General features: G+C 61.2%; 18 protein-coding genes. 8 read left to right on the top strand and 10 right to left on the bottom strand.

Annotated features, from left to right (window positions below; genetic code table 11):
• Nucleotides 1–105 precede the first annotated feature (105 nt).
• The 3 genes from PP263_RS14410 to PP263_RS14400 form a co-directional block, all read right to left on the bottom strand.
• Complete coding sequence (locus tag PP263_RS14410; RefSeq protein WP_308364282.1) at nucleotides 106–2,700, bottom strand: immunoglobulin-like domain-containing protein; 2,595 nt, start codon at nucleotides 2,698–2,700, stop codon at nucleotides 106–108.
• 246 nt (nucleotides 2,701–2,946) lie between these two features.
• On the bottom strand, nucleotides 2,947–4,440 hold the full coding sequence (locus PP263_RS14405; protein WP_308364281.1) for a YifB family Mg chelatase-like AAA ATPase: 1,494 nt from the start codon (nucleotides 4,438–4,440) through the stop codon (nucleotides 2,947–2,949).
• Between the two features lie 29 nt (nucleotides 4,441–4,469).
• Entirely contained in the window at nucleotides 4,470–4,718 is a 249-nt protein-coding gene (locus PP263_RS14400) for an accessory factor UbiK family protein (protein WP_308364280.1), read from the bottom strand.
• Nucleotides 4,719–5,161: 443 nt separating this feature from the next.
• Between PP263_RS14400 and PP263_RS14395 the strand changes: the two genes are divergently transcribed.
• The 5 genes from PP263_RS14395 to PP263_RS14375 all read left to right on the top strand — a co-directional run bounded on the left by PP263_RS14395 (nucleotide 5,162) and on the right by PP263_RS14375 (nucleotide 8,562).
• On the top strand, nucleotides 5,162–5,887 hold the full coding sequence (locus tag PP263_RS14395) for a TorF family putative porin (RefSeq protein WP_308364279.1): 726 nt from the start codon (nucleotides 5,162–5,164) through the stop codon (nucleotides 5,885–5,887).
• A gap of 42 nt (nucleotides 5,888–5,929) precedes the next feature.
• Entirely contained in the window at nucleotides 5,930–6,268 is a 339-nt protein-coding gene (locus tag PP263_RS14390) for a P-II family nitrogen regulator (RefSeq protein ID WP_308364277.1), read from the top strand.
• 82 nt (nucleotides 6,269–6,350) lie between these two features.
• The gene (locus PP263_RS14385; RefSeq protein WP_308364275.1) at nucleotides 6,351–7,610 is read left to right on the top strand and encodes an ammonium transporter; all 1,260 of its coding nucleotides are present in this window, start codon (nucleotides 6,351–6,353) and stop codon (nucleotides 7,608–7,610) included.
• 79 nt (nucleotides 7,611–7,689) lie between these two features.
• Entirely contained in the window at nucleotides 7,690–8,028 is a 339-nt protein-coding gene (locus PP263_RS14380) for a P-II family nitrogen regulator (protein WP_183459087.1), read from the top strand.
• A gap of 309 nt (nucleotides 8,029–8,337) precedes the next feature.
• Nucleotides 8,338–8,562: a hypothetical protein gene (locus tag PP263_RS14375; protein ID WP_183459085.1), complete on the top strand. Its 225-nt coding sequence runs from the start codon at nucleotides 8,338–8,340 to the stop codon at nucleotides 8,560–8,562.
• Nucleotides 8,563–8,683: 121 nt separating this feature from the next.
• Here the strand turns inward: PP263_RS14375 and PP263_RS14370 are convergent, their stop codons facing one another.
• From PP263_RS14370 to PP263_RS14355, 4 genes are read right to left on the bottom strand one after another with little or no spacing between them, the layout of a single operon-like run.
• Entirely contained in the window at nucleotides 8,684–9,412 is a 729-nt protein-coding gene (locus PP263_RS14370) for a DUF484 family protein (protein WP_308364274.1), read from the bottom strand.
• A gap of 23 nt (nucleotides 9,413–9,435) precedes the next feature.
• Complete coding sequence (dapF, locus tag PP263_RS14365; RefSeq protein ID WP_308364273.1) at nucleotides 9,436–10,266, bottom strand: diaminopimelate epimerase; 831 nt, start codon at nucleotides 10,264–10,266, stop codon at nucleotides 9,436–9,438.
• A 1-nt stretch (nucleotide 10,267) separates the two neighbouring features.
• A complete protein-coding gene (gene lysA / locus PP263_RS14360) occupies nucleotides 10,268–11,530 on the bottom strand; it encodes a diaminopimelate decarboxylase (RefSeq protein ID WP_308364272.1) in 1,263 nt (420 codons plus the stop codon).
• A complete protein-coding gene (locus PP263_RS14355; RefSeq protein WP_308364270.1) occupies nucleotides 11,527–11,790 on the bottom strand; it encodes a lipoprotein in 264 nt (87 codons plus the stop codon). Before PP263_RS14355 ends, lysA begins: the two co-directional genes overlap by 4 nt.
• Before the next feature lie 85 nt (nucleotides 11,791–11,875).
• Between PP263_RS14355 and cyaY the strand changes: the two genes are divergently transcribed.
• On the top strand, nucleotides 11,876–12,211 hold the full coding sequence (gene cyaY, locus PP263_RS14350) for an iron donor protein CyaY (protein WP_308364269.1): 336 nt from the start codon (nucleotides 11,876–11,878) through the stop codon (nucleotides 12,209–12,211).
• A 13-nt stretch (nucleotides 12,212–12,224) separates the two neighbouring features.
• Here the strand turns inward: cyaY and PP263_RS14345 are convergent, their stop codons facing one another.
• A complete protein-coding gene (locus tag PP263_RS14345) occupies nucleotides 12,225–13,226 on the bottom strand; it encodes a glycerophosphodiester phosphodiesterase family protein (protein ID WP_308364268.1) in 1,002 nt (333 codons plus the stop codon).
• Between the two features lie 238 nt (nucleotides 13,227–13,464).
• A complete protein-coding gene (gene argH, locus PP263_RS14340) occupies nucleotides 13,465–14,874 on the bottom strand; it encodes an argininosuccinate lyase (RefSeq protein WP_308364266.1) in 1,410 nt (469 codons plus the stop codon).
• A gap of 91 nt (nucleotides 14,875–14,965) precedes the next feature.
• On the opposite strand from argH, the gene PP263_RS14335 reads away from it, so the two are divergent.
• Both PP263_RS14335 and PP263_RS14330 read left to right on the top strand, forming a co-directional pair.
• Nucleotides 14,966–16,117 (top strand): histidine kinase, encoded by a 1,152-nt coding sequence (locus tag PP263_RS14335; RefSeq protein ID WP_308364265.1) that lies wholly within the window; start codon nucleotides 14,966–14,968, stop codon nucleotides 16,115–16,117.
• Nucleotides 16,114–16,863, top strand: coding sequence for a LytTR family DNA-binding domain-containing protein (locus tag PP263_RS14330; protein WP_308364264.1), 750 nt, complete (start codon nucleotides 16,114–16,116; stop codon nucleotides 16,861–16,863). The genes PP263_RS14335 and PP263_RS14330 overlap by 4 nt, the downstream gene beginning before the upstream one ends.
• 453 nt (nucleotides 16,864–17,316) lie before the next feature.
• Here PP263_RS14330 and PP263_RS14325 read toward each other — a convergent pair whose 3' ends face one another.
• The gene (locus PP263_RS14325) at nucleotides 17,317–18,135 is read right to left on the bottom strand and encodes a hypothetical protein (protein WP_308364263.1); all 819 of its coding nucleotides are present in this window, start codon (nucleotides 18,133–18,135) and stop codon (nucleotides 17,317–17,319) included.
• Nucleotides 18,136–18,231 lie beyond the last annotated feature (96 nt).

Below are 18,231 nucleotides of genomic sequence, written 5' to 3'. Positions count from 1 at the left end.
TTTCTGCGGTCCCGAGTTTAGGGCGCGCACGGCGCACTCTACGAAGCAGGTTTTTAGAGGTGTCGCGGCGTTATCCGCAACCGCCGCGACCTGTAACCTCGGACCTCATTCAGCCGCCGCGAGTTCGGCGACCTCTTCCGCACTCAACGCACCGCTGTAGATGCGGAATTCGTCGATGCTGCCCTTCAGCAGGGGATCGCCCGAGTACTGCGAACGCCCGAGCCAGTTTTGTTTGGTGGAGGCCCCCAGTTGCATCGGTGTCAGGTCTATGCCCTCGTTGCGGGCCGCTTCCTCACCGTTGATATAGAGGGTGCCGGTGTTGCCCTCCAGGGTAAGGGTCACATGAACCCACTGCCCCGCGGGTACGGTGTTGGCGCAGAGGGATCGGTCACCGTGATAACTGACCTTGGTGATCTTAAAGCAGCTCTGGCCACCCTCGCGCGGCGCAAAGAACATGTAGCGCAGGTCGTCGTCACCGAAATCGAACAGGCGTGTCAGGTTGGTATCCTCGTCCCGATAAATCCAGCCGGCAATACTGAAATCCGTCAGCACTGACACAATGCCTTCGGGGAGGCTTACGTAGTCATCGACACCGTCGAATGCAATCGCATTGCCGACTTTCCCGGGGGCTGATTCGGGATTGCCATGCAGTGTGGCGGTATTGGCTTCACCGGCGGCGCTGGTGACCTGCTCGGTTCCGACCTCATCGAAGGTGTAGTGAACCAGCAATTTCGGGCCGACGTGCACCTCGATCACATTCGAGGGAGCGCTTTCCCCCACTTCAGATACGGCCAGCACCCGGTAATTGTAATCCTCTCCGCGCTGCACATTCGTATCGGTATAGGTCAGCAGTTCGCTCGCATCGATGGTGGCAATGGTGGTATAGGTGGTCCCCGAGCTGTCCGCGCGCTGCAGCAGGTAGTTGTCGGCGCCGGCTGCTCCCCACCAGCTCAACACCACCGACTCGCCGCGCAGTTCGGCATACAGTCCTCGCGGGGCACCGCCGGGATCGACCGGGTCGAGAATTTCCGTCAGCGAGCCCCAGCCCATGCCGTCGCCGGCACCGTCGTATTTCTCGAAGCGGGTTCTTTCCTCCAGCATCCTTTCCGTCCAGGGCGCGGCGATGCCGAGCTTGTTCTGGTAGTGGTTGTAAATAAGTTCCCAGGCTGGCCGTATGCTTCCTCGCGCAATTTCGGAAACCGCGCTCTGGCCATAGCGGGAGCTTCCGCAGTTGGGGCCATAGAAGGTAAAGGGCACCTCCTCGAATACGTTGTAGCGGGCGATATATTCGGAGGTCGCCAGCAGCGCATGATTGTTGTAGGCGAACAGGTCGTCGCCCTGGTTCCAGGCCATCTTGGCGATGGTGCCGTAGAGTGCGACCCCCAGCGTTGTGTGCCCCTGGTCGCGCCCACTTTCCTGGTACTGCCCCATGTTGCCGGGGTGGCGGAAGTACATCAGGTTGTCCAGTGCGCCGTTGCCGCGGCCGCGGTACATATAGTTCAGTGCCTGCTCGTAGATATCCGGGCGGTCGGTAAAAACGCCGATAGCCATCATACTGGCCAGGTTGGCAAGGTCCCAGTTGGCCCAGTAGTTGGAAATACAGGCATCGTTGTGCTCCGTGAGAAAACGCTGATTCATCGGCAGGAAAATGTCGAGGAGCATGCTCTTGACTTGCTCTCTGCCCTCTTCCTCCCAGCCGTCATAGGTGCGCATAATTTCGGCCACGTTGGCCCACTGATAGCCGTAGAGGCCCGAGGCCAGATAGCGGTCGGCGTTACCGGAGATTTTCTGCAGGGTCGAAGACCAGGCATTGAGGAACTTCACGGCAGTATCGCCGTAGGCCGGATCGCCGGAAATCTTCCAGTACAAGGCGTAGGCATAGGCGAAGCGGAGTTCATTGATCAAGCGGCGGAAATTCTGTCCGTCGCCCCCGCGTCGCAGTTCGGTCAAGGGATTGGGGTTTCTGAGGGCCGAGGCGGAGTCGCCCGCCAGGGTGTTCCAGGCATTCACCCAGGTTTCATCCTCTTCCGCGATCTTGTTTCTTATCCGCTCGAAGTCGGCTTCCGAGTGCAGAAGGCCCGGATGCACGAAAGTCCGTACCGGCTGGAAGACCTCTACCGTGCGGGTCACTGTGGCGGAGGCCCCATGCGCATCCGTTACCGAGTAGGTCACTTCATAGCTGCCGACGCTGTTGATGTCGACGGCGGAGGAAATTTCGATTCGGTCAGTCAGGTCGCCGTCTTCGGCATCGGTGGCGCTGGCTCCGGCTTCCTCATAGGTGCCCCCCAAGGGAACCTGAACCTGGGCGCTGCCGTTCAGCAGGATTTGTGGTTCCGAGTTTTGCGGCTCCGCGGTGGCCACCACCTCTACGGTTCGTTCCACCGAAACGCTGGCACCGGCGGAATCTGTGACGGTGTAGGTGATGGTGTAGGTGCCCGCGGTGCTGGTATCCAGGGTGGACTGCGTCTGGATACTGCCGCTGAGATCGCCGTCTTCCACATCCGAGGCGCTCGCGCCCGGATCGGTATAGGTGGAGCCGGCAGTTATCTGCTCCCTGGCGCCCCCACTGAGGATAATGGACGGCGGCTGGTTATTGGCTGCCTCAATATTGAATGTTTGTTCTGAGTCACTGCTTCCCCCGCAGGCGCTGAGCGCCAACGACAAAACCGGTACCAGGCAACGAACGCTGCCGATATTCATACTTCCCCCCTGATGATGTGCTGTTGCCGACGAAGTTTTGTAATCGTTTACGTCGTCTTGTCAGAATATAGTTATTACAGTCGTACCAAAATAGAGTTGTTGGCAAAGTGTGAACTGCTGCAGTTCACGACGCAGGTTCGGCAAAATATTTATCGATGTGACGGCGGGTGCACTGAAATGGCGCGAACGCGGAAATGTGGATGGGTTAAATTTGTTGTGTCGGCGATCGGCTGTGCGCAGTCGCACCTACACATTTGCCGGTATCTGCCGCCGGTCCAGATTGCGATAGGCCAGCGCCTCGGCAATCTGCCCCGCACCGATATTTTCCTCACCGGCGAGGTCGGCCAGGGTGCGCGCGACTTTTAACACGCGGTGATAACTGCGTGCGGAAAGCCCGAGCTGCTCCACCGAGTGCCGCAATAAAGTCTGTTCGCTTTTGCCGAGTGCGCAGAAGCGGTCCAGCTCCGCACCGGCCAACTGCGCGTTGATCATCCCCTGCCTTTGCAGCTGCCGATCCCTTGCCAGCAGCACCCGTTCGCGCACTGTCGCCGAGGATTCCCCCGTGGGCGCGTCCTGCAGCTGTGCGGCGCTCATGCTCGCCACCTCCACCTGCATATCGATGCGGTCCAGCAGCGGGCCGGAGAGTTTGTTGCGGTAGCGATCTATCTGGTCCGGGGTACAGCGGCAGCGGGGCTCGCCCAGGTAGCCGCAGGGGCAGGGGTTCATGGCGCCGACCAACTGGAAATCCGCGGGGAAGGTGACCTGCGCCCGCGCGCGGGAAATACGCACCTCGCCGCTTTCCAGCGGTTCGCGCAGTATCTCCAGGGCGTGGCGGGGGAATTCCGGCATCTCGTCCAGGAAGAGCACGCCGCGGTGAGCCAGGGATATCTCTCCCGGCCGTGGGCTGCTCCCGCCTCCCACCAGGGAAATGGCGGAAGCACTATGATGGGGCGAACGGTAGGGGCGCTGACGCACGGAGGGCAATCCGGCGCTGGAATAAATGGCGGCCACTTCGATCAGTTCCCGCTGCTCCAGCGGCGGCAGTATGCCCGGCAGACGGCTGGCGAGCATGGTCTTGCCGGTGCCCGGGGGCCCGTAGAAGAGCAGGTTGTGGCCGCCGGCGGCGGCCACTTCCAGGGCGCGGCGCGCTTTCAGCTGGCCGCGTACATCCGCCAGGTCGGCGCACAGGGGATCCCGTTCCCCATCGGTAGGTTCCGCGTCCGGCAGCGGCTCGCGGCCGTGCAGTTGCGCGCACACCTGCAGCAGGGTCTCCGCGGCTTTCACTCCGGTGCCGGACAGCGCCGCCTCGCCGGCGGATTCCCGAGGCACCACCAGGGTGCGCCCGGCGTCGCCGCAGGCGATGGCGGCGGGGAGGGCGCCGTTGACCTGACGCAGCTTACCGGTGAGCGCCAGTTCGCCGACAAATTCGTAGCTTTCCAGGGGTTCGCAGGGAACCTGGCCGGAGGCGGCGAGAATACCGATGGCAATCGCCAAGTCGTAGCGGCCGCCCTCCTTGGGCAGGTCCGCCGGCGCCAGGTTGACGGTGATGCGCCGCTGGGGGAATTCGAAGTGGCTGTTGACGAGGGCACTGCGCACCCGGTCGCGGCTCTCACGCACCGCGGCCTCCGGCAGGCCGACAATATGGAAAGCGGGCAGGCCGTTGGCCAGGTGGGTCTCCACGGTGACCAGTGGTGCGGCGACGCCCAGTTGGGCGCGGGTATAGGTGACGGAAAGGCTCAAAATTTCATCCCTGAGGTTTTTCCCCGATTCTAATCGGTGGGAGGGTTCTTTTTCTCCTGCTCCGCGAGTGCCCGCTCCATTATTTCCACCTGGGCCTCCAAACGCGCGAGTTTTTCCCGGGTACGTTGAAGAATCTTCGTCTGGGTGTCGAATTCCTGTTGGGACACCAGGGGCAGTTTGCCCAGGGCAACCGCGAGGGCATCGCGCAGATCGCTGGTGATTACTGCCCCCTGTTGTTGCAGCTCCTGCAATAACTGTTGCAATTTGTCCGCAGCCACGCGCAATCCTCCACTAAAAAAACGTTAATTTATAGCGCAGAATTGTAACCCAGCCCCCTCTGGCACAAAAGCGAGACCATTGTGCGCCCTCTTGGTTCGTCGGCGGTGAATAGCTCACCACTTCGGTGCATTCTTCCGGGGCGAGCTCCATTTTGGTGCACCCTATTTTTGCACGGAAAAAATCCCACCGCCCCCGGCTGCTTCAAATTACACCTATCCCCTTGATTTTTAACCTGATTGCAAAGTTGGCATCAAGCCTGCAGGTATCGGGTTTGCGAGAGGTTGCAAAGCAACCCGAGCGGGCCATCCCAGTAGCAGGGCGAAACAGCTCACAAGGCGGAAGCAGTGTCGGCACTGATACCGTGCAGTGGCGGAGACCTGGGCTGATTGGACCGAATAATAATTATTGACGAGACAATCACACACACCGAGGAGAACGCAAAGTGGGAAAGATCAATAACAGAGCGACCGTTGTAATCGCAAGCAGCGCCCTGGCGTTGGCCATGGCCGCTTCGACTTCCGTTGCCGCAGAGGGCGGTGTCAGCTTCAGCGGCAATGTGGGAGTGACCACCGACTACCGCTTCCGGGGCATTTCCCAGTCCGACAGCGGCCCCGCCGTACAGGGCGGGTTCGACGTGGATTTCGGCAACGGCTTCTACGCGGGAACCTGGGCCTCGCAAGTGGATTTCGGTTACGACGGAACCGATTACGAGGTGGATATTTACGGTGGCTACGCCGGTGAGATCAGCGAGAGCGTGAGCTACGACGTGGGCTACATCTACTATGGCTATTCCGGCGGCAACGACGAGGAATACCAGGAAATCTACGGCAGCGTCAGCATTTCCGACCTGACTTTAGGCCTCGCCTACTCCAACGAATACTGGGCGGAAACCGGCACCTTTTACTATCCGTATGCCGAATACAGCTTCGCCCTGCCGGCGGACCTGTCCCTGGACCTGCACGTCGGCCTGAATGTGCTCGACGAAGATGGCGGCTTCCTGGACGAAGGGGAGGACTCCTACGTGGACTACTCCGTATCCCTGGGCAAGGAATTCGGCGGGCTCGCTTTGAGCGCTTCGGTCGTCGGAACTGACATCAGCGATAGCGAGTGCTTCGATCTCGACTGGTGCGAACCGACCGTACTGGCCACTGCAACCTACAATTGGTAGGAGAACCGGGCCCGCTCGGGCCCCAACTGAGGGGGGAGAACCATGAAACTGGTCACCGCAATCATAAAGCCCTTCAAGCTGGACGCGGTGCGCGATGCGCTGGCGGAAGCCGGTGTCAACGGCATCACCGTGAGTGAGGTAAAGGGTTTCGGCCGGCAGAAGGGGCATACCGAGCTCTATCGCGGAGCCGAGTATGTGGTGGACTTTCTGCCCAAGACCATGCTGCAGATCGCAGTGGACGACAGCCAACTGGACGACGTTCTGGAAGCTGTGGGTTCCGGTGCGCACAGCGGTAAGATCGGCGACGGCAAGATTTTCGTCTCCGAGCTGGAGCAGGTGATTCGAATCCGTACCGGTGAATCCGGGGCGGAAGCCATTTAAGTGGCGAATCAAACCGGGCATTAAACTGCTAACAATTACTAAATTTTTTAATTAACAGACTCGGGACTGAACGGAGCGAAAGATGGAAAATCAAATTTTTCAATTGCAGTACGCAATTGATACGTTTTATTTCCTCGTGTGCGGCGCGCTGGTCATGTGGATGGCGGCGGGCTTCGCCATGCTGGAAGCCGGCTTGGTGCGCTCGAAGAACACCACGGAAATTCTCACCAAGAACGTGGCGCTGTATGCGATTGCCTGCATCATGTATCTGCTGTGCGGCTACCACATCATGTACGACGGCGGTTGGCTGCTGTCCGGGATCGAGGCCTTCGATCTGAACAGCGTACTGGCTGACTCGGCGGAAAACGGTTTCGATGGCGATTCCGTCTACTCCGGTGCTTCCGATTTCTTCTTCCAGGTAGTGTTTGTGGCTACCGCCATGTCCATCGTCTCCGGTGCCGTGGCCGAGCGCATGAAGCTGTGGAGCTTCCTGGTGTTCGCAGTGGTGATGACCGGCCTCATCTACCCGCTGGAAGGCGCCTGGACCTGGGGCAGCCAGAAGGTATTCGGCCTCTACAGCCTTGGCGACCTGGGCTTCTCCGACTTCGCCGGTTCCGGCATCGTGCATATGGCCGGCGCCGCCGCTGCCCTGGCTGGTGTACTGCTGCTGGGCGCGCGCAAGGGCAAGTACGGCCCCAACGGCGAGGTCTTCGCCATCCCCGGCGCCAACCTGCCGCTGGCCACCCTTGGTACCTTCATCCTGTGGATGGGCTGGTTCGGCTTCAACGGTGGTTCCGTACTCAAGCTGGGCGATGCCGCCAATGCGCACTCTGTGGCCATGGTGTTCCTGAACACCAATACCGCCGCTGCCGGTGGCGCCGTTGCTGCACTGATCACCGCGCGCATCCTGTTTGGCAAGGCGGACCTGACCATGCTGCTGAACGGCGCCCTCGCCGGCCTGGTGGCGATCACTGCCGAGCCCTCCACGCCGACACCGCTGCAGGCGACCCTGTTCGGCGCCCTGGGTGGTGTACTGGTGGTCTTCTCCATCGTGAGCCTGGACAAACTGAAGATCGATGATCCGGTGGGCGCCATTTCTGTGCACGGTGTGGTCGGCTTCCTGGGCCTGCTGCTGGTGCCGGTCACCAATGACGGCTCCTCTTTCAGCGGCCAGCTGATCGGTGCCGCCACCATTTTCGTCTGGGTCTTCGCCGCCTCCTTCGCCGTGTGGTTCCTGCTCAAGGCCATCACCGGTATTCGCGTCAGCGAAGAGGAAGAGCAAGAAGGTGTTGACTTGGTGGAATGCGGAATGGAAGCTTACCCGGAATTCATGAGCAAGTGATTGCCTCCATTTGTGGTGGCCGCAGCGCGGCCACCATCGCGGAACGAACCAGGGGCCTAATACCAGGAGATAGTACAAGATGAAATTGATTACGGCTGTGGTAAAGCCCTTCAAGCTGGATGACGTGCGCACTGCGCTGTCCGAGGTGGGCGTGCAGGGCATGACGGTCACCGAGGTGAAAGGCTTCGGCCGCCAGAAGGGACATACGGAACTCTATCGTGGCGCCGAGTATGTGGTGGATTTCCTGCCCAAGGTGAAGCTGGAGCTGGCCGTGGACGACGACATGGTGGACGGCGCCGTGGAGGCCATCACCAAGGCGGCGCAGACCGGCAAGATCGGCGACGGTAAAATCTTTATCACTGCGCTGGAGGAAGTGATCCGCATCCGCACCGGGGAGACCGGCAGCGAAGCGGTGTAACAACCCCCGCCACCTTTCGAGAAAGCCCCGTCAGGGGCTTTTTTGCTATTCCTACCCTCTGATTCCCGCCAATAAATTCCCCATTCGACTGCTGCCTTAGCATAGATCCACACCCCCTGGCGTGGCGCGGAATTCTCCATAGCGAAGTGCGATAACGGCCTCTCCAACCACGACAAAAAACTCTACGGGAAACCCCGGTTTTTACTGGCACCCGGGTGGCCAAGTGCCTATATATTATTCGCCGCGCCCACCGCGGCGGCAGGGGTACTTCCTCTGTAACAGGAGTAGCAGGTTACAGGGTTCAGAGTTATGAAAGACGGTATTGAAGATCAGGGCAAAAACATTCGTGGCAAAGACACCGATGAGTTTGCCGAAGAGCGCAGTATCACTTCCCGCGAGCGGGCCAGGAGCCAGCTGAGCAAGGAGATCGAGGACTTTCTCGCCGCCGGTGGCGCCATCCATGAAGTCGATCCGGAGGTCACCGCCGACCCTCCACGCAAACCCCAGCCCAAGTACGGCAGCCGACCCATTTAAATGCTTTCCCGCTCGCGCCTGTAAGGGTGAACATGGGTTCGCCCTTACAGGTATGCCTGGGACCGGTTCACAGTCAATAGAGACAGCCCGCGGTGCGTCAGCGCGGCGCGCAGATGCGTGGCTAGGCGGCGAGCAGTTTCGGCAGCAGGCGCTCGAGCACTTCGCCGATGTAGGAGAGGAACAGGGTGCCCAGGCTGGAACGGTAGTGCTGTGGGTCGGTGGAGCCGACGGCGAGGATGCCCAGTTGGTTGGCCAGCGGGATCACCGCGGCGGAGGCCACTCTGTCCGCTTCCCCGCCGAACAGGTATTCCTTTTCCGCCGGCCGCAGTACACCGCAAACCGTGCGGCCGTTGCGCAGTATGGCGCCGATAGCGGTTTCCGCGCTGGCGCGCGGGCTGGTGCGCACATCGCCCAGGGAGCGGTGCCCCGCGGGCAGGGGGGCGAACAGGGTGAGGGTGGTGGTGTCAACGCCGAAGTCTTCGCGGAAGCTGCGGTAGAGGACCGCCCCAGCCTCGGCCACATTCTCCGCCTCCAGCAGCGCCAGGATCAGGCGGCGGCTGTGCAGGAACAGCTGGTCGTTCTCGCGGGCGTTGTGCAGCAGCTGGTCGAGACGCTGGCGCATCTCGATATTGCGCTCGCGCAGCAGGTTGGTCTGATGGGTCATCAGCGAGACGGTCTTGCCGTTTTCCCGCGGTAGCTTGATGGTTTCCAACAGCTCCAGGTGTTCGACGAAGAAGTCCGGGTTCTGGATCAGGTAGCGGGCCACCTGGCGGGCGAGCAGCTTCTTGCTGCGCTGGGTCTCCTGGTCGCCGGCGGCACTCGCGGGGGTGGCTTCGCTGTGTTCCGTCATCTTGTCCTAGTCGTCCGGTGCGGTTAGAGGATGATCTGCCCGTGGTACACGGTGGTGGCGGGCCCGGTCATGGTAACCGGCTGCTCCGGTCCACTCCAGTGGATTGTCAGCGTGCCCCCGGGCAGCCGCACTCGCACGGTGTCGTCCACCAGGCCGCGCTGGTGCGCGGAGACCACCGCCGCGCAGGCGCCGGTACCGCAGGCGCGGGTCTCGCCCACGCCCCGCTCGAACACCCGCAGCCTGGCTTCGGTGCGGGAATCCACCTGCAGGAAACCCGCATTGACCCGCTGGGGGAAGCGCTCGTGGGTTTCGATTTTGGGACCCAGCGTATTCACCGGCGCCTGTTCCACGTCATCCACCAGCAGCACGGCATGGGGATTGCCCATGGATACCGCGCCGATGGTGTAGACCTCGCCGTCCACCTCCAGCGGGTAGGTGTCGGCATAGCGGTCGGCAATAAAGGGGATCTGTTCCGGCTCCAGGGCGGGTACGCCCATGTCCACGCTGACCTGGTCGCCCTCGAGCAGGTTCAGTTGCAGGATGCCGCCCGCGGTCTCCACCACCAGTTGGCGTTTGCCGGTGAGGCGGCGCTCGCGCACAAAGCGGGCGAAGCAGCGGGCGCCGTTGCCGCAGTTCTCCACCTCGCCGCCGTCGGCGTTGTAGATGCGGTAGCGGAAGTCCGCGTCCGGGGTCCGCGGCGGCTCCACCACCAGTACCTGGTCGCAACCCACCCCGAAGTGGCGGTCCGCCAGGCGGCGGATCTTTTCCGGCGACAGCTTGATGCGCTGGCTGATGCCGTCGAGCATCACGAAGTCGTTGCCGAGGCCGTGCATCTTGGTGAATTTAACGCGCATGCTATTTCTCCGGCTCTCTTTCCGGAACCGGGCTCTCGCCGCGCACCAGGTCCGCCAGGGTCTCCCGCGCGCGTACCAGGTAGGTCCTGTCGCCGTCCACGAGCACTTCCGCGGCCCGCGGACGGGAATTGTAGTTCGAACTCATGCTGAAACCGTAGGCGCCGGCGGACAGCATGGCCAGCAGTTGCCCCTGCTGCAGCGCCAACTGGCGGTGCTTGCCGAGGAAGTCGCCGGTCTCGCACACCGGGCCCACGATATCCCAGCTCTCGCTTTCGCCGCTGTCCGGAGCCACCGGGACTATGTCCTGCCACGCCTGGTACAGGGCCGGGCGCAGGTTGTCGTTCATGGCCGCGTCGACGATGGCGAAGTTGTGTTCCTCGGCGCGCTTCAGGTATTCCACCCGGGTGAGCAGAAGGCCGCCGTTGGCGGAGATGGAGCGGCCCGGCTCCAGCACCAGGCCCAGTGGGCGATCGCCCAGGCGCTCTTTCACCGCGCCCAGGTAGTCGCTTACCGGTGGCGGCTCCTCGCCGCGGTAGCGCACGCCGAGGCCGCCGCCCAGATCCAGGTGTTCCAGCGCTATGCCCTCCGCGGTCAGCTGATCCACCAGCAGTAGCAGCCGGTCGAGGGCGTCGAGGAAGGGCGCCAGTTCGGTGAGCTGCGAGCCGATATGGCAGTCCACACCGATCACCTTCAGGTGGCGCGACTGTGCCGCGCGGCGGTAGGTGTCCACCGCCGTGTCGATGGCGATACCGAATTTGTTTTCCCGGAGGCCGGTGGAGATATAGGGGTGGGTTTTGGCATCCACATCCGGATTGACCCGCAATGACACCGGCGCGGTGGTGCCCATCTCCGCGGCCACCGCATCCAGGCGCTCCAGCTCCGCTTCCGATTCCACGTTGAAGCAGTGAACCCCTACTTCCAGCGCGCGGCGCATTTCCGCGGCGGTCTTGCCCACCCCGGAGAAAACGACCTTCGACGGGTCGCCGCCGGCCAGCAGCACCCGTTCCAGCTCGCCGCCGGAAACGATATCGAAGCCCGAACCCAGCTGCGCCAGCAGCGACAGAATGCCCAGGTTGCTGTTGGCCTTGACCGCGTAACAGATCAGCCCGGGATGCTCGCCCAGGGCGTCGGCGTAGGCGCGGAACTGGCGCTCGAAATGCGCGCGGCTGTAGACGTAGGTGGGGGTGCCGAAGCGCTCGGCGATCTGCTCCAGGGGGACTTCTTCGGCCCACAGGCTGCCGCCCCGATAATTGAACTCACTCATTTTTCCGGCGCGGGCTCCTCTTCGCTATAGTCGTCGGCGCCGGTGGTTTGCGGCAGGGGTTCTTCCTCTCTCTCACCTTCCTCTTCTTTTCCGTTGCTTTCAATGGGCGCGAGAGCGGGAGCAGTGGACGCAGGAGCGGCGATCGGCTGCGCCGGCGCCGCGGCGTCCTGGGGCAGATAGAGTGGACCTTTTTGCCCGCAGGCGCCCAGCGGCCCGAAGGCGGCGAGGAGCAACAGGAGGAGAGGGATTTTTCGGGGCATGCGCAACATCCTGCGGTCAGATCGTCAAAGCCTGCTAGTATAACGGCCTCCCCTCCTCAACACAGTACGACAGAAGCAACAAATTATGAGCCAGGCGGAATACGACGCGGCGGTAGAGCGCACCCTGATCGCTATCGAGGATGCGCTGGACAACTGCGAGTGGGATATCGACTACGAGCGCGCCGACGCGGTGCTCACCCTGACTCTGGAGGACAACGGCAGTCAGGTGATCCTCTCGCGCCAGTCCGCCAACCGCGAGCTATGGGTGGCGGCCAGGTCCGGCGGCTATCATCTCAGCTTCGACAATTCCGAAAACAAGCCCGGCTGGAAGTGCACCACCACCGGCGAGGATCTGCCGACGCTGCTGGACCGGGTACTCTCTGAACAGATGGGCGAGCCGGTTTCCCTGGGGCTGCAATAGCCCCGCCCCACGGTCACTCTGCGGAGGTGCGCGCGAACTTCTGTTTCGCGTAGGGGCCGATGACCTCGATTTTCTCCACCCAGAGAGCGCCGCGGTAATCTGCCGGCAGAAAGTCGATTTCCTCCGGCTTGTAGATGCCGTGAACGCCCCGCTTCTGGTTGCGGTAGTCCAGCACCATAATCAGGCTGCCCGCGTCTTCCATACGTTGGATAAACCGGTCGGGCCAGCCCCAGAGTGCCCAGTGCCAGGTATTGGGCGCGATGACCGCGCCCTTGCGGCAGGCTTCCGGCACATAGCCGCTCCAGCCCAGCAGCAGGTAGCGATAGGTGCACTCCTTCACGCTTTCCCGGCTGAACAGCCAGGCGTCCGGGCGCAGCTTGCGCAGTGTTTCCATCGGCTTTGGGGCGCCGTAGGCGAGCAGCGGGCCCTTGAGGGGCAGGCCGCGTTGGCGGAGATACTCGTCGAGCTTCTTCGCCTCTCTGCGACTGCCGCTCTTGATATTGATCAGGAAATGCCTGTCGGGGAAGCGCCGGAAGACTTCTTCCAGGGTGGGCATCAGTCCCACGCCTTTGCCGCGGAAGGGATAGGTCTCGCCGCCGTCGAAGGTGTAGCCGTAGCCGATGTCCAGGGTCTTCAGATATTCCATGGAGTGCTCGCGGGTGAAGCCGTGGCCTTCGGTGCGGCAGTCCAGGTCTACGTCGTGGAAGACTGCGAACTCGCCGTCCGTGGTGGCATACACATCGATTTCGACGATGTCAGCCCCGTAGTCAAAAGCCGCCTCCATGGAGGCGAGGGTGTTTTCCAGATAGTCGTGCTCGGACTCGTAGATACGCACTGCGGTGCACTCGTCGCGGCCGAGGTCCTTGCGGTCGTAGGTCTGATAGACCCCGCGGTGGGAGATGAGGGTGGGCTTGCCCGGGCGCTTCTCCGCCAGCCAGGAGGCGTTCAGCAGGTAGATAAGGGCGAGTGCGATTGCCGGGGCGGCAATCCAGGCCGCGCGAGATTTCCGTTGCATTGATTTTTCCCTCTGTTGCATCAGGGGCAATTTTAGCAAGGGGGTATCGAGTAATCGGGGCGGTAAAAAGATAAGTTGTGGCGAAATATGGCGGGCGGCTCCGCGGTTTCCCCCATTCATCTAATGCCTGTGGAGGAGCCTGCTTGCAGGCGAAGGCGAGACGGAGCTCCGAACTTTCACGAGGCACATCCCGGTGCCTCGCCCTTCGGTCGACTGCAGGCAGGCTCCTACAGTGCGCTTAACGCGCTGCGATCAGCTGTTTCGCCCGCGCACAGGCCGCGCGCACCTGCTTCGGCGCGGTGCCGCCGATATGATCCCGCGCGGCTACCGAGCCCTCCAGGGTCAGCACGTCGAATACATCCCCTTGGATCACGTCGGAGAATTTGCGCAGCTCGTCCAGGCTCAATTCCGCCAGGTCCTTTTGCTGTTTGATCGCGTAGGCCACTGACAGGCCGACAATCTCATGGGCATCGCGGAAGGCCACGCCTTTGCGCACCAGGTAGTCCGCCAGGTCGGTGGCGGTGGAGAAGCCTTTTGCCGCGGCGGCCAGCATATTTTCCTTTTTCGCCTTCAGCGCCGGCACCATATCGGCGAAGGCGCGCAGGCAGTCGAGGGCGGTGTCGGCGGCGTCGAACAGCGGCTCCTTGTCCTCCTGGTTGTCCTTGTTGTAGGCCAGCGGCTGGCTCTTCATCAGCGTGAGCAGGGCGATCAGGTGGCCGTTGACGCGGCCGGTCTTGCCGCGCACCAGTTCCGGCACGTCCGGGTTTTTCTTCTGCGGCATGATCGAGGAGCCGGTGCAGAAGCGGTCCGGCAGGTCGATAAAGTCGAACTGGCTGGAGGTCCACAGCACCAGCTCCTCGCTGGCGCGGCTGAGGTGCGTCAGCAGCAGCGCGGCGAAAGCGCAGAACTCGATGGCGAAATCCCGGTCGCTCACGGAATCCAGGGAGTTTTCCGTGGGCGCATCGAAGCCGAGCAGTTCGGCGGTGCGCGCGCGGTCGATCGGATAGCTGGTGCCCGCCAGCGCGGCGGCGCCCAGAGGGGAGCGGTTGACCCGTTTGCGGCAATCCGTCAGTCGCTCGTAGTCGCGGGCCAGCATTTCGTTCCAGGCCAACAGGTGATGGCCGAAGGTCACCGGCTGCGCCGACTGCAGATGGGTGAAGCCGGGCATGATGGTGTCCGCCTCCCGCTCCGCCAGTTCCACCAGGCCCGTTTGCAGACGGGTGAGTTCGGCGGCGATCTGGTCGATGCGCCCGCGCAGCCACAGGCGTATGTCAGTAGCGACCTGGTCGTTGCGCGAGCGGCCGGTGTGCAGCTTCTTGCCGGTGGCGCCGATGCGGTCGGTCAGGCGCGCCTCGATATTCATGTGCACGTCTTCCAACTGCACCGACCAGAGGAATTCGCCGGCCTCTATATCCGCGGCGATCGCCTTGAGGCCGTCGGCGATCTGCCGGTATTCATCTGTGGTGAGCACGCCCACTTCCGACAACATCTGCGCGTGGGCCAGGGAGCCCTGGATATCCTCCAGCGCCATGCGCTGATCGAAGGTCACCGAGGCGGTGAACCTTTCCACGAAGGCATCGGTAGCTTCACTAAAGCGGCCGCCCCAGAGTTTTGACGCGGGATTGGGGGAGGGTTTGTCGTTGCTCATGGTTTCCCTGACAGCTGAGTGGGTGAAAGGCCGGGGCGGTTGGTGGTATCTTCCCGGACTCACTTCGGGAAAATCAAGAATAACAAGCGGTATGTCTTCTCCACACCCGGCGGAGCCGGCGGGCATTATAGCGCAGCAAATTCGCAAGATTGCCGCAACCGGCAAAGATTCTGCGCGCGCGTCTGATCTGTCCAACCCGCATACCCCCTTCCTGCCGGACCTGTGCAGTGTCTCGGCGCTGGCAGCGCTGGTGCTGATGGGAGAGCTGCTGGCCCTCGTCCTGGTGCTGGCAGTGGACGGTCTGCGCCAGTTCGACTGGCAGCGCCTGGGCCTGGTGTCGCTCACCGTGCAGTGGGTGGTGTTGCCGGCAGCGGCGCTGTTGTGCCGCCTGCGCCCGCTGCTCGCGCAGCTGTCCCACAAACTGGCCGGCGGCCTCAGTTTCGCAGCGGTGCTGGGGGTGGTGCTGGCGGTGATGGCGGCCCAGCAGTGGTGGCTGGCCGGCCTCTCCCAATCCCCCTTCGATTACTGGCAGTGGCTCGGCAACTGCCTGCTCGGCGCCATCTGCGCAGGGGTGGTGCTGCGCTATGCCTATGTGCAGCAGCAGTTGCACAACCAGCAGCAGGCGGAACTGGGCGCACGCATCCAGGCGCTGCAGTCGCGCATCCGCCCCCACTTCCTGTTCAACAGCATGAACAGTCTGGCCAGCCTCATCGCTGTAGATCCGGTCCGCGCCGAGCGCCTGGTGGAAGACCTGTCGGCGCTGTTCCGCGCCAGCCTGGCGGATCCCAGACTGGTGCCGCTGGAGCAGGAGCTGGCGCTATCGAAGCGCTATATGGAAATAGAGAGTCTGCGCCTGGGGGAACGGCTGCGCCAGCGCTGGCAAATCGCCGACGGCCTCGGGCACACCGAAGTGCCCGCCATGCTGCTGCAGCCGCTGCTGGAAAATGCGGTGCTGCACGGCGTGGCGCGGCTGCGCGAGGGTGGGGAGATCGCGGTGCAACTGGGGGTGGCGGATGGCCAATTACAGTTGGTCATCGAAAACCCGTTGCCGGAGGGGGAGCCCTCCGAGTCGAACCCTGCACACAACGGTATCGCCATGGAAAATATCCGCCAGCGCCTGATCGCCCACTACGGCAGCCGCTACCATTTCGCCGCCGGGCGGGAGGGCGGGCGCTACCGGGTGGAGTTGCGCCTGCCCATGACAGAACGGGTCAAACAGCCACAGACGGAGACCGTGCTGTGAATCCTCTTACGGTATTGATTGTCGACGATGAACCCCTGGCCCGCGCGCGCCTGACGCGACAGCTGCAGGCGCTGGACGGCTGCGAACTGCTCGGCGAGGCCGGCGACGCCCGCGCGGCGCTGGAGCAGGTGGAAAAGCTGGACCCGGACCTGGTGCTGCTGGATATCGAAATGCCCGGGGACAACGGCCTGGAGCTGGCTCGCCAGCTCTCCGAGTTGCCCGAGCCCCCGGGGCTGATTTTCTGTACCGCCCACGACGAATTTGCGCTGCCGGCCTTTGCCACCGCCGCCGTCGGCTACCTCCTCAAGCCGGTCACCGGCGAGCAACTGGCCGCGGCGATCGCCAAGGCCCGCAGCCTCAGCAAGCCGCAACTGAAAGCCGCTGCTGCAGTGGAGGAAACCGCGCCGGGCGGGCGCCGCCAGATCAAAGCGGTCAGTCGCCGCGGGGTACAGCTGGTTGCAGTGGACGGCATCCGCTGTTTTATCGCCGACAGCAAGTACGTGGTCGCCCACCACGACCGGGGCGAGACGATTCTCGACGAGTCGCTGAAGGAGCTGGAAAAGGAATTTGGCGGGCGCTTTGTACGGGTGCACCGCAATGCGCTGGTGGCGGTGGAGTTTATTTGCGGATTGCGCCGGGACGGCAACAACTACCGGGTGGAACTCGGCGGTGTCGATGAACAGCCACTGGTCAGCCGTCGGCTGTTGGCAGGGGTAAAAGAATTGCTTGCGGAGCTTTATGAATAAAAATACCAGCGGGAGATTGTCAGTGCCTTGACCCCATAATGGATTATTTATTCTACAACACGCTGCGAAGCCTTCTCGCTATTTCTGTAAGTGGCAAGAAGTTATAGCTATGCCCCACAAAATGCAGGGCATGAGAGTGTCAATTTTCGACTGACTCTGACGGGGGCATATTTCTAGCGCGTCGATTCTTCATCACTGTTCGTTATTGATCTTGGCAGCCCTATATACACGAAAAGCGAAATCCAATTCGCGATAGGTATAAAAGAAACTACTAATGCAGTCCAAATGTTGTAATTTTTTGCTCTGGCTAAAATGGTATTGACTACTGCAATGCCAATAGCTTGAACAGCTAACGTCAACCAAATTGGAGAGACTGTCCCCTCCCTCATCCATTCTAGAATAAACATAACTATAATTGCGCTCCCTGATAAAGATATTCGGCCTTCTTGCTACTCACTTCAGGTCCACCATGGTGATTTTTATATTGCCGCCACCGCTGCCGCCACCATAAGAGATATCTACAATTTTAATTCCGTAAACGCTTGCTCGGTCAAGGAAAGCTTGCATGTTTTGCTCGGATGAAAAGGTGTATTCTCCAGCAAATCCCTGTCCTGCATCAGCGATGATATTTTTGTCGGTATCTTGTGAACTGTTTGGAATATATTTAAGTGTAAGTGTGGCCTCTTGAGTTTTGGATGTCCTCATGAGCAGGGTGCTGCCGTCTTCAAACTTGAATAGCAGCTCAATTCCCTCTAACGCGCTGACGCCGAAAGTTCCTGCGAGAATGGACGTTAGGTTGGTTGTCCAATAGGTGGTTGGGAGATTGTCATGTACCCACTGGTCCAGTGCAGCACGATTGCTAGTATTCCTGGCGACGTCCCATGCGCTGCTAAATCCGCTTTCTTTGGGAACCTCAATAACACTTTGCGCAGCGACAACCATAGGGCTAGATTGAGAATCTGCGACAACTTTTTTAACGCTGGTTGGAAGTGATAGAGAATAAATGTTCCACTGCGGAATTAGTTCGCCATTCGTATCAAATTTATAAAACCCTTTGATTTTCCAGCCATAAACCTGCCCTGTATTGAAGTTAGCTACGTACACATTTTCCTCTATTCCGCGGATGGTCAACTCAGACTCAAGCTTGTTTAATGCTCGCTTGAGGAATGACGAACTTGTAATGCATTGATTGCAAGTCAAGTACTCTGAGGCAAAAGAAGTGCTTGAAAAAAAGAGGATGAAAAAAGGAAAAAGAAAAGCCGATACTCTCATTTACTGTTGTTCCTTAACATTTACTGTTGTTCCTTAACATTTATTGGATGTAACGCCACATTGCCAGTGAGGTATAACTGACAGCGGGCTGAATCT

The organism is Microbulbifer sp. TB1203 (assembly GCF_030997045.1).
In the GTDB taxonomy this organism is placed as follows: Bacteria; Pseudomonadota; Gammaproteobacteria; order Pseudomonadales; family Cellvibrionaceae; genus Microbulbifer.
The sequence above is the reverse complement of the archived record's forward strand: the minus strand, read 5'-3'. Positions and strand labels throughout refer to the sequence as shown.

Bases quoted from the DNA above. Each gene is read 5' to 3' on its own strand.
- PP263_RS14410 (WP_308364282.1), bottom strand. From the start codon at position 2,700: ATGAATATCGGCAGCGTTCGTTGCCTGGTACCGGTTTTGTCGTTGGCG.
- PP263_RS14390 (WP_308364277.1), top strand. From the start codon at position 5,930: ATGAAACTGGTCACCGCAATCATAAAGCCCTTCAAGCTGGACGCGGTG.
- PP263_RS14385 (WP_308364275.1), top strand. From the start codon at position 6,351: ATGGAAAATCAAATTTTTCAATTGCAGTACGCAATTGATACGTTTTAT.
- PP263_RS14380 (WP_183459087.1), top strand. From the start codon at position 7,690: ATGAAATTGATTACGGCTGTGGTAAAGCCCTTCAAGCTGGATGACGTG.
- PP263_RS14375 (WP_183459085.1), top strand. From the start codon at position 8,338: ATGAAAGACGGTATTGAAGATCAGGGCAAAAACATTCGTGGCAAAGAC.
- PP263_RS14370 (WP_308364274.1), bottom strand. From the start codon at position 9,412: ATGACGGAACACAGCGAAGCCACCCCCGCGAGTGCCGCCGGCGACCAG.
- dapF (WP_308364273.1), bottom strand. From the start codon at position 10,266: ATGCGCGTTAAATTCACCAAGATGCACGGCCTCGGCAACGACTTCGTG.
- lysA (WP_308364272.1), bottom strand. From the start codon at position 11,530: ATGAGTGAGTTCAATTATCGGGGCGGCAGCCTGTGGGCCGAAGAAGTC.
- PP263_RS14355 (WP_308364270.1), bottom strand. From the start codon at position 11,790: ATGCCCCGAAAAATCCCTCTCCTCCTGTTGCTCCTCGCCGCCTTCGGG.
- cyaY (WP_308364269.1), top strand. From the start codon at position 11,876: ATGAGCCAGGCGGAATACGACGCGGCGGTAGAGCGCACCCTGATCGCT.
- PP263_RS14345 (WP_308364268.1), bottom strand. From the start codon at position 13,226: ATGCAACGGAAATCTCGCGCGGCCTGGATTGCCGCCCCGGCAATCGCA.
- argH (WP_308364266.1), bottom strand. From the start codon at position 14,874: ATGAGCAACGACAAACCCTCCCCCAATCCCGCGTCAAAACTCTGGGGC.
- PP263_RS14335 (WP_308364265.1), top strand. From the start codon at position 14,966: ATGTCTTCTCCACACCCGGCGGAGCCGGCGGGCATTATAGCGCAGCAA.
- PP263_RS14325 (WP_308364263.1), bottom strand. From the start codon at position 18,135: ATGAGAGTATCGGCTTTTCTTTTTCCTTTTTTCATCCTCTTTTTTTCA.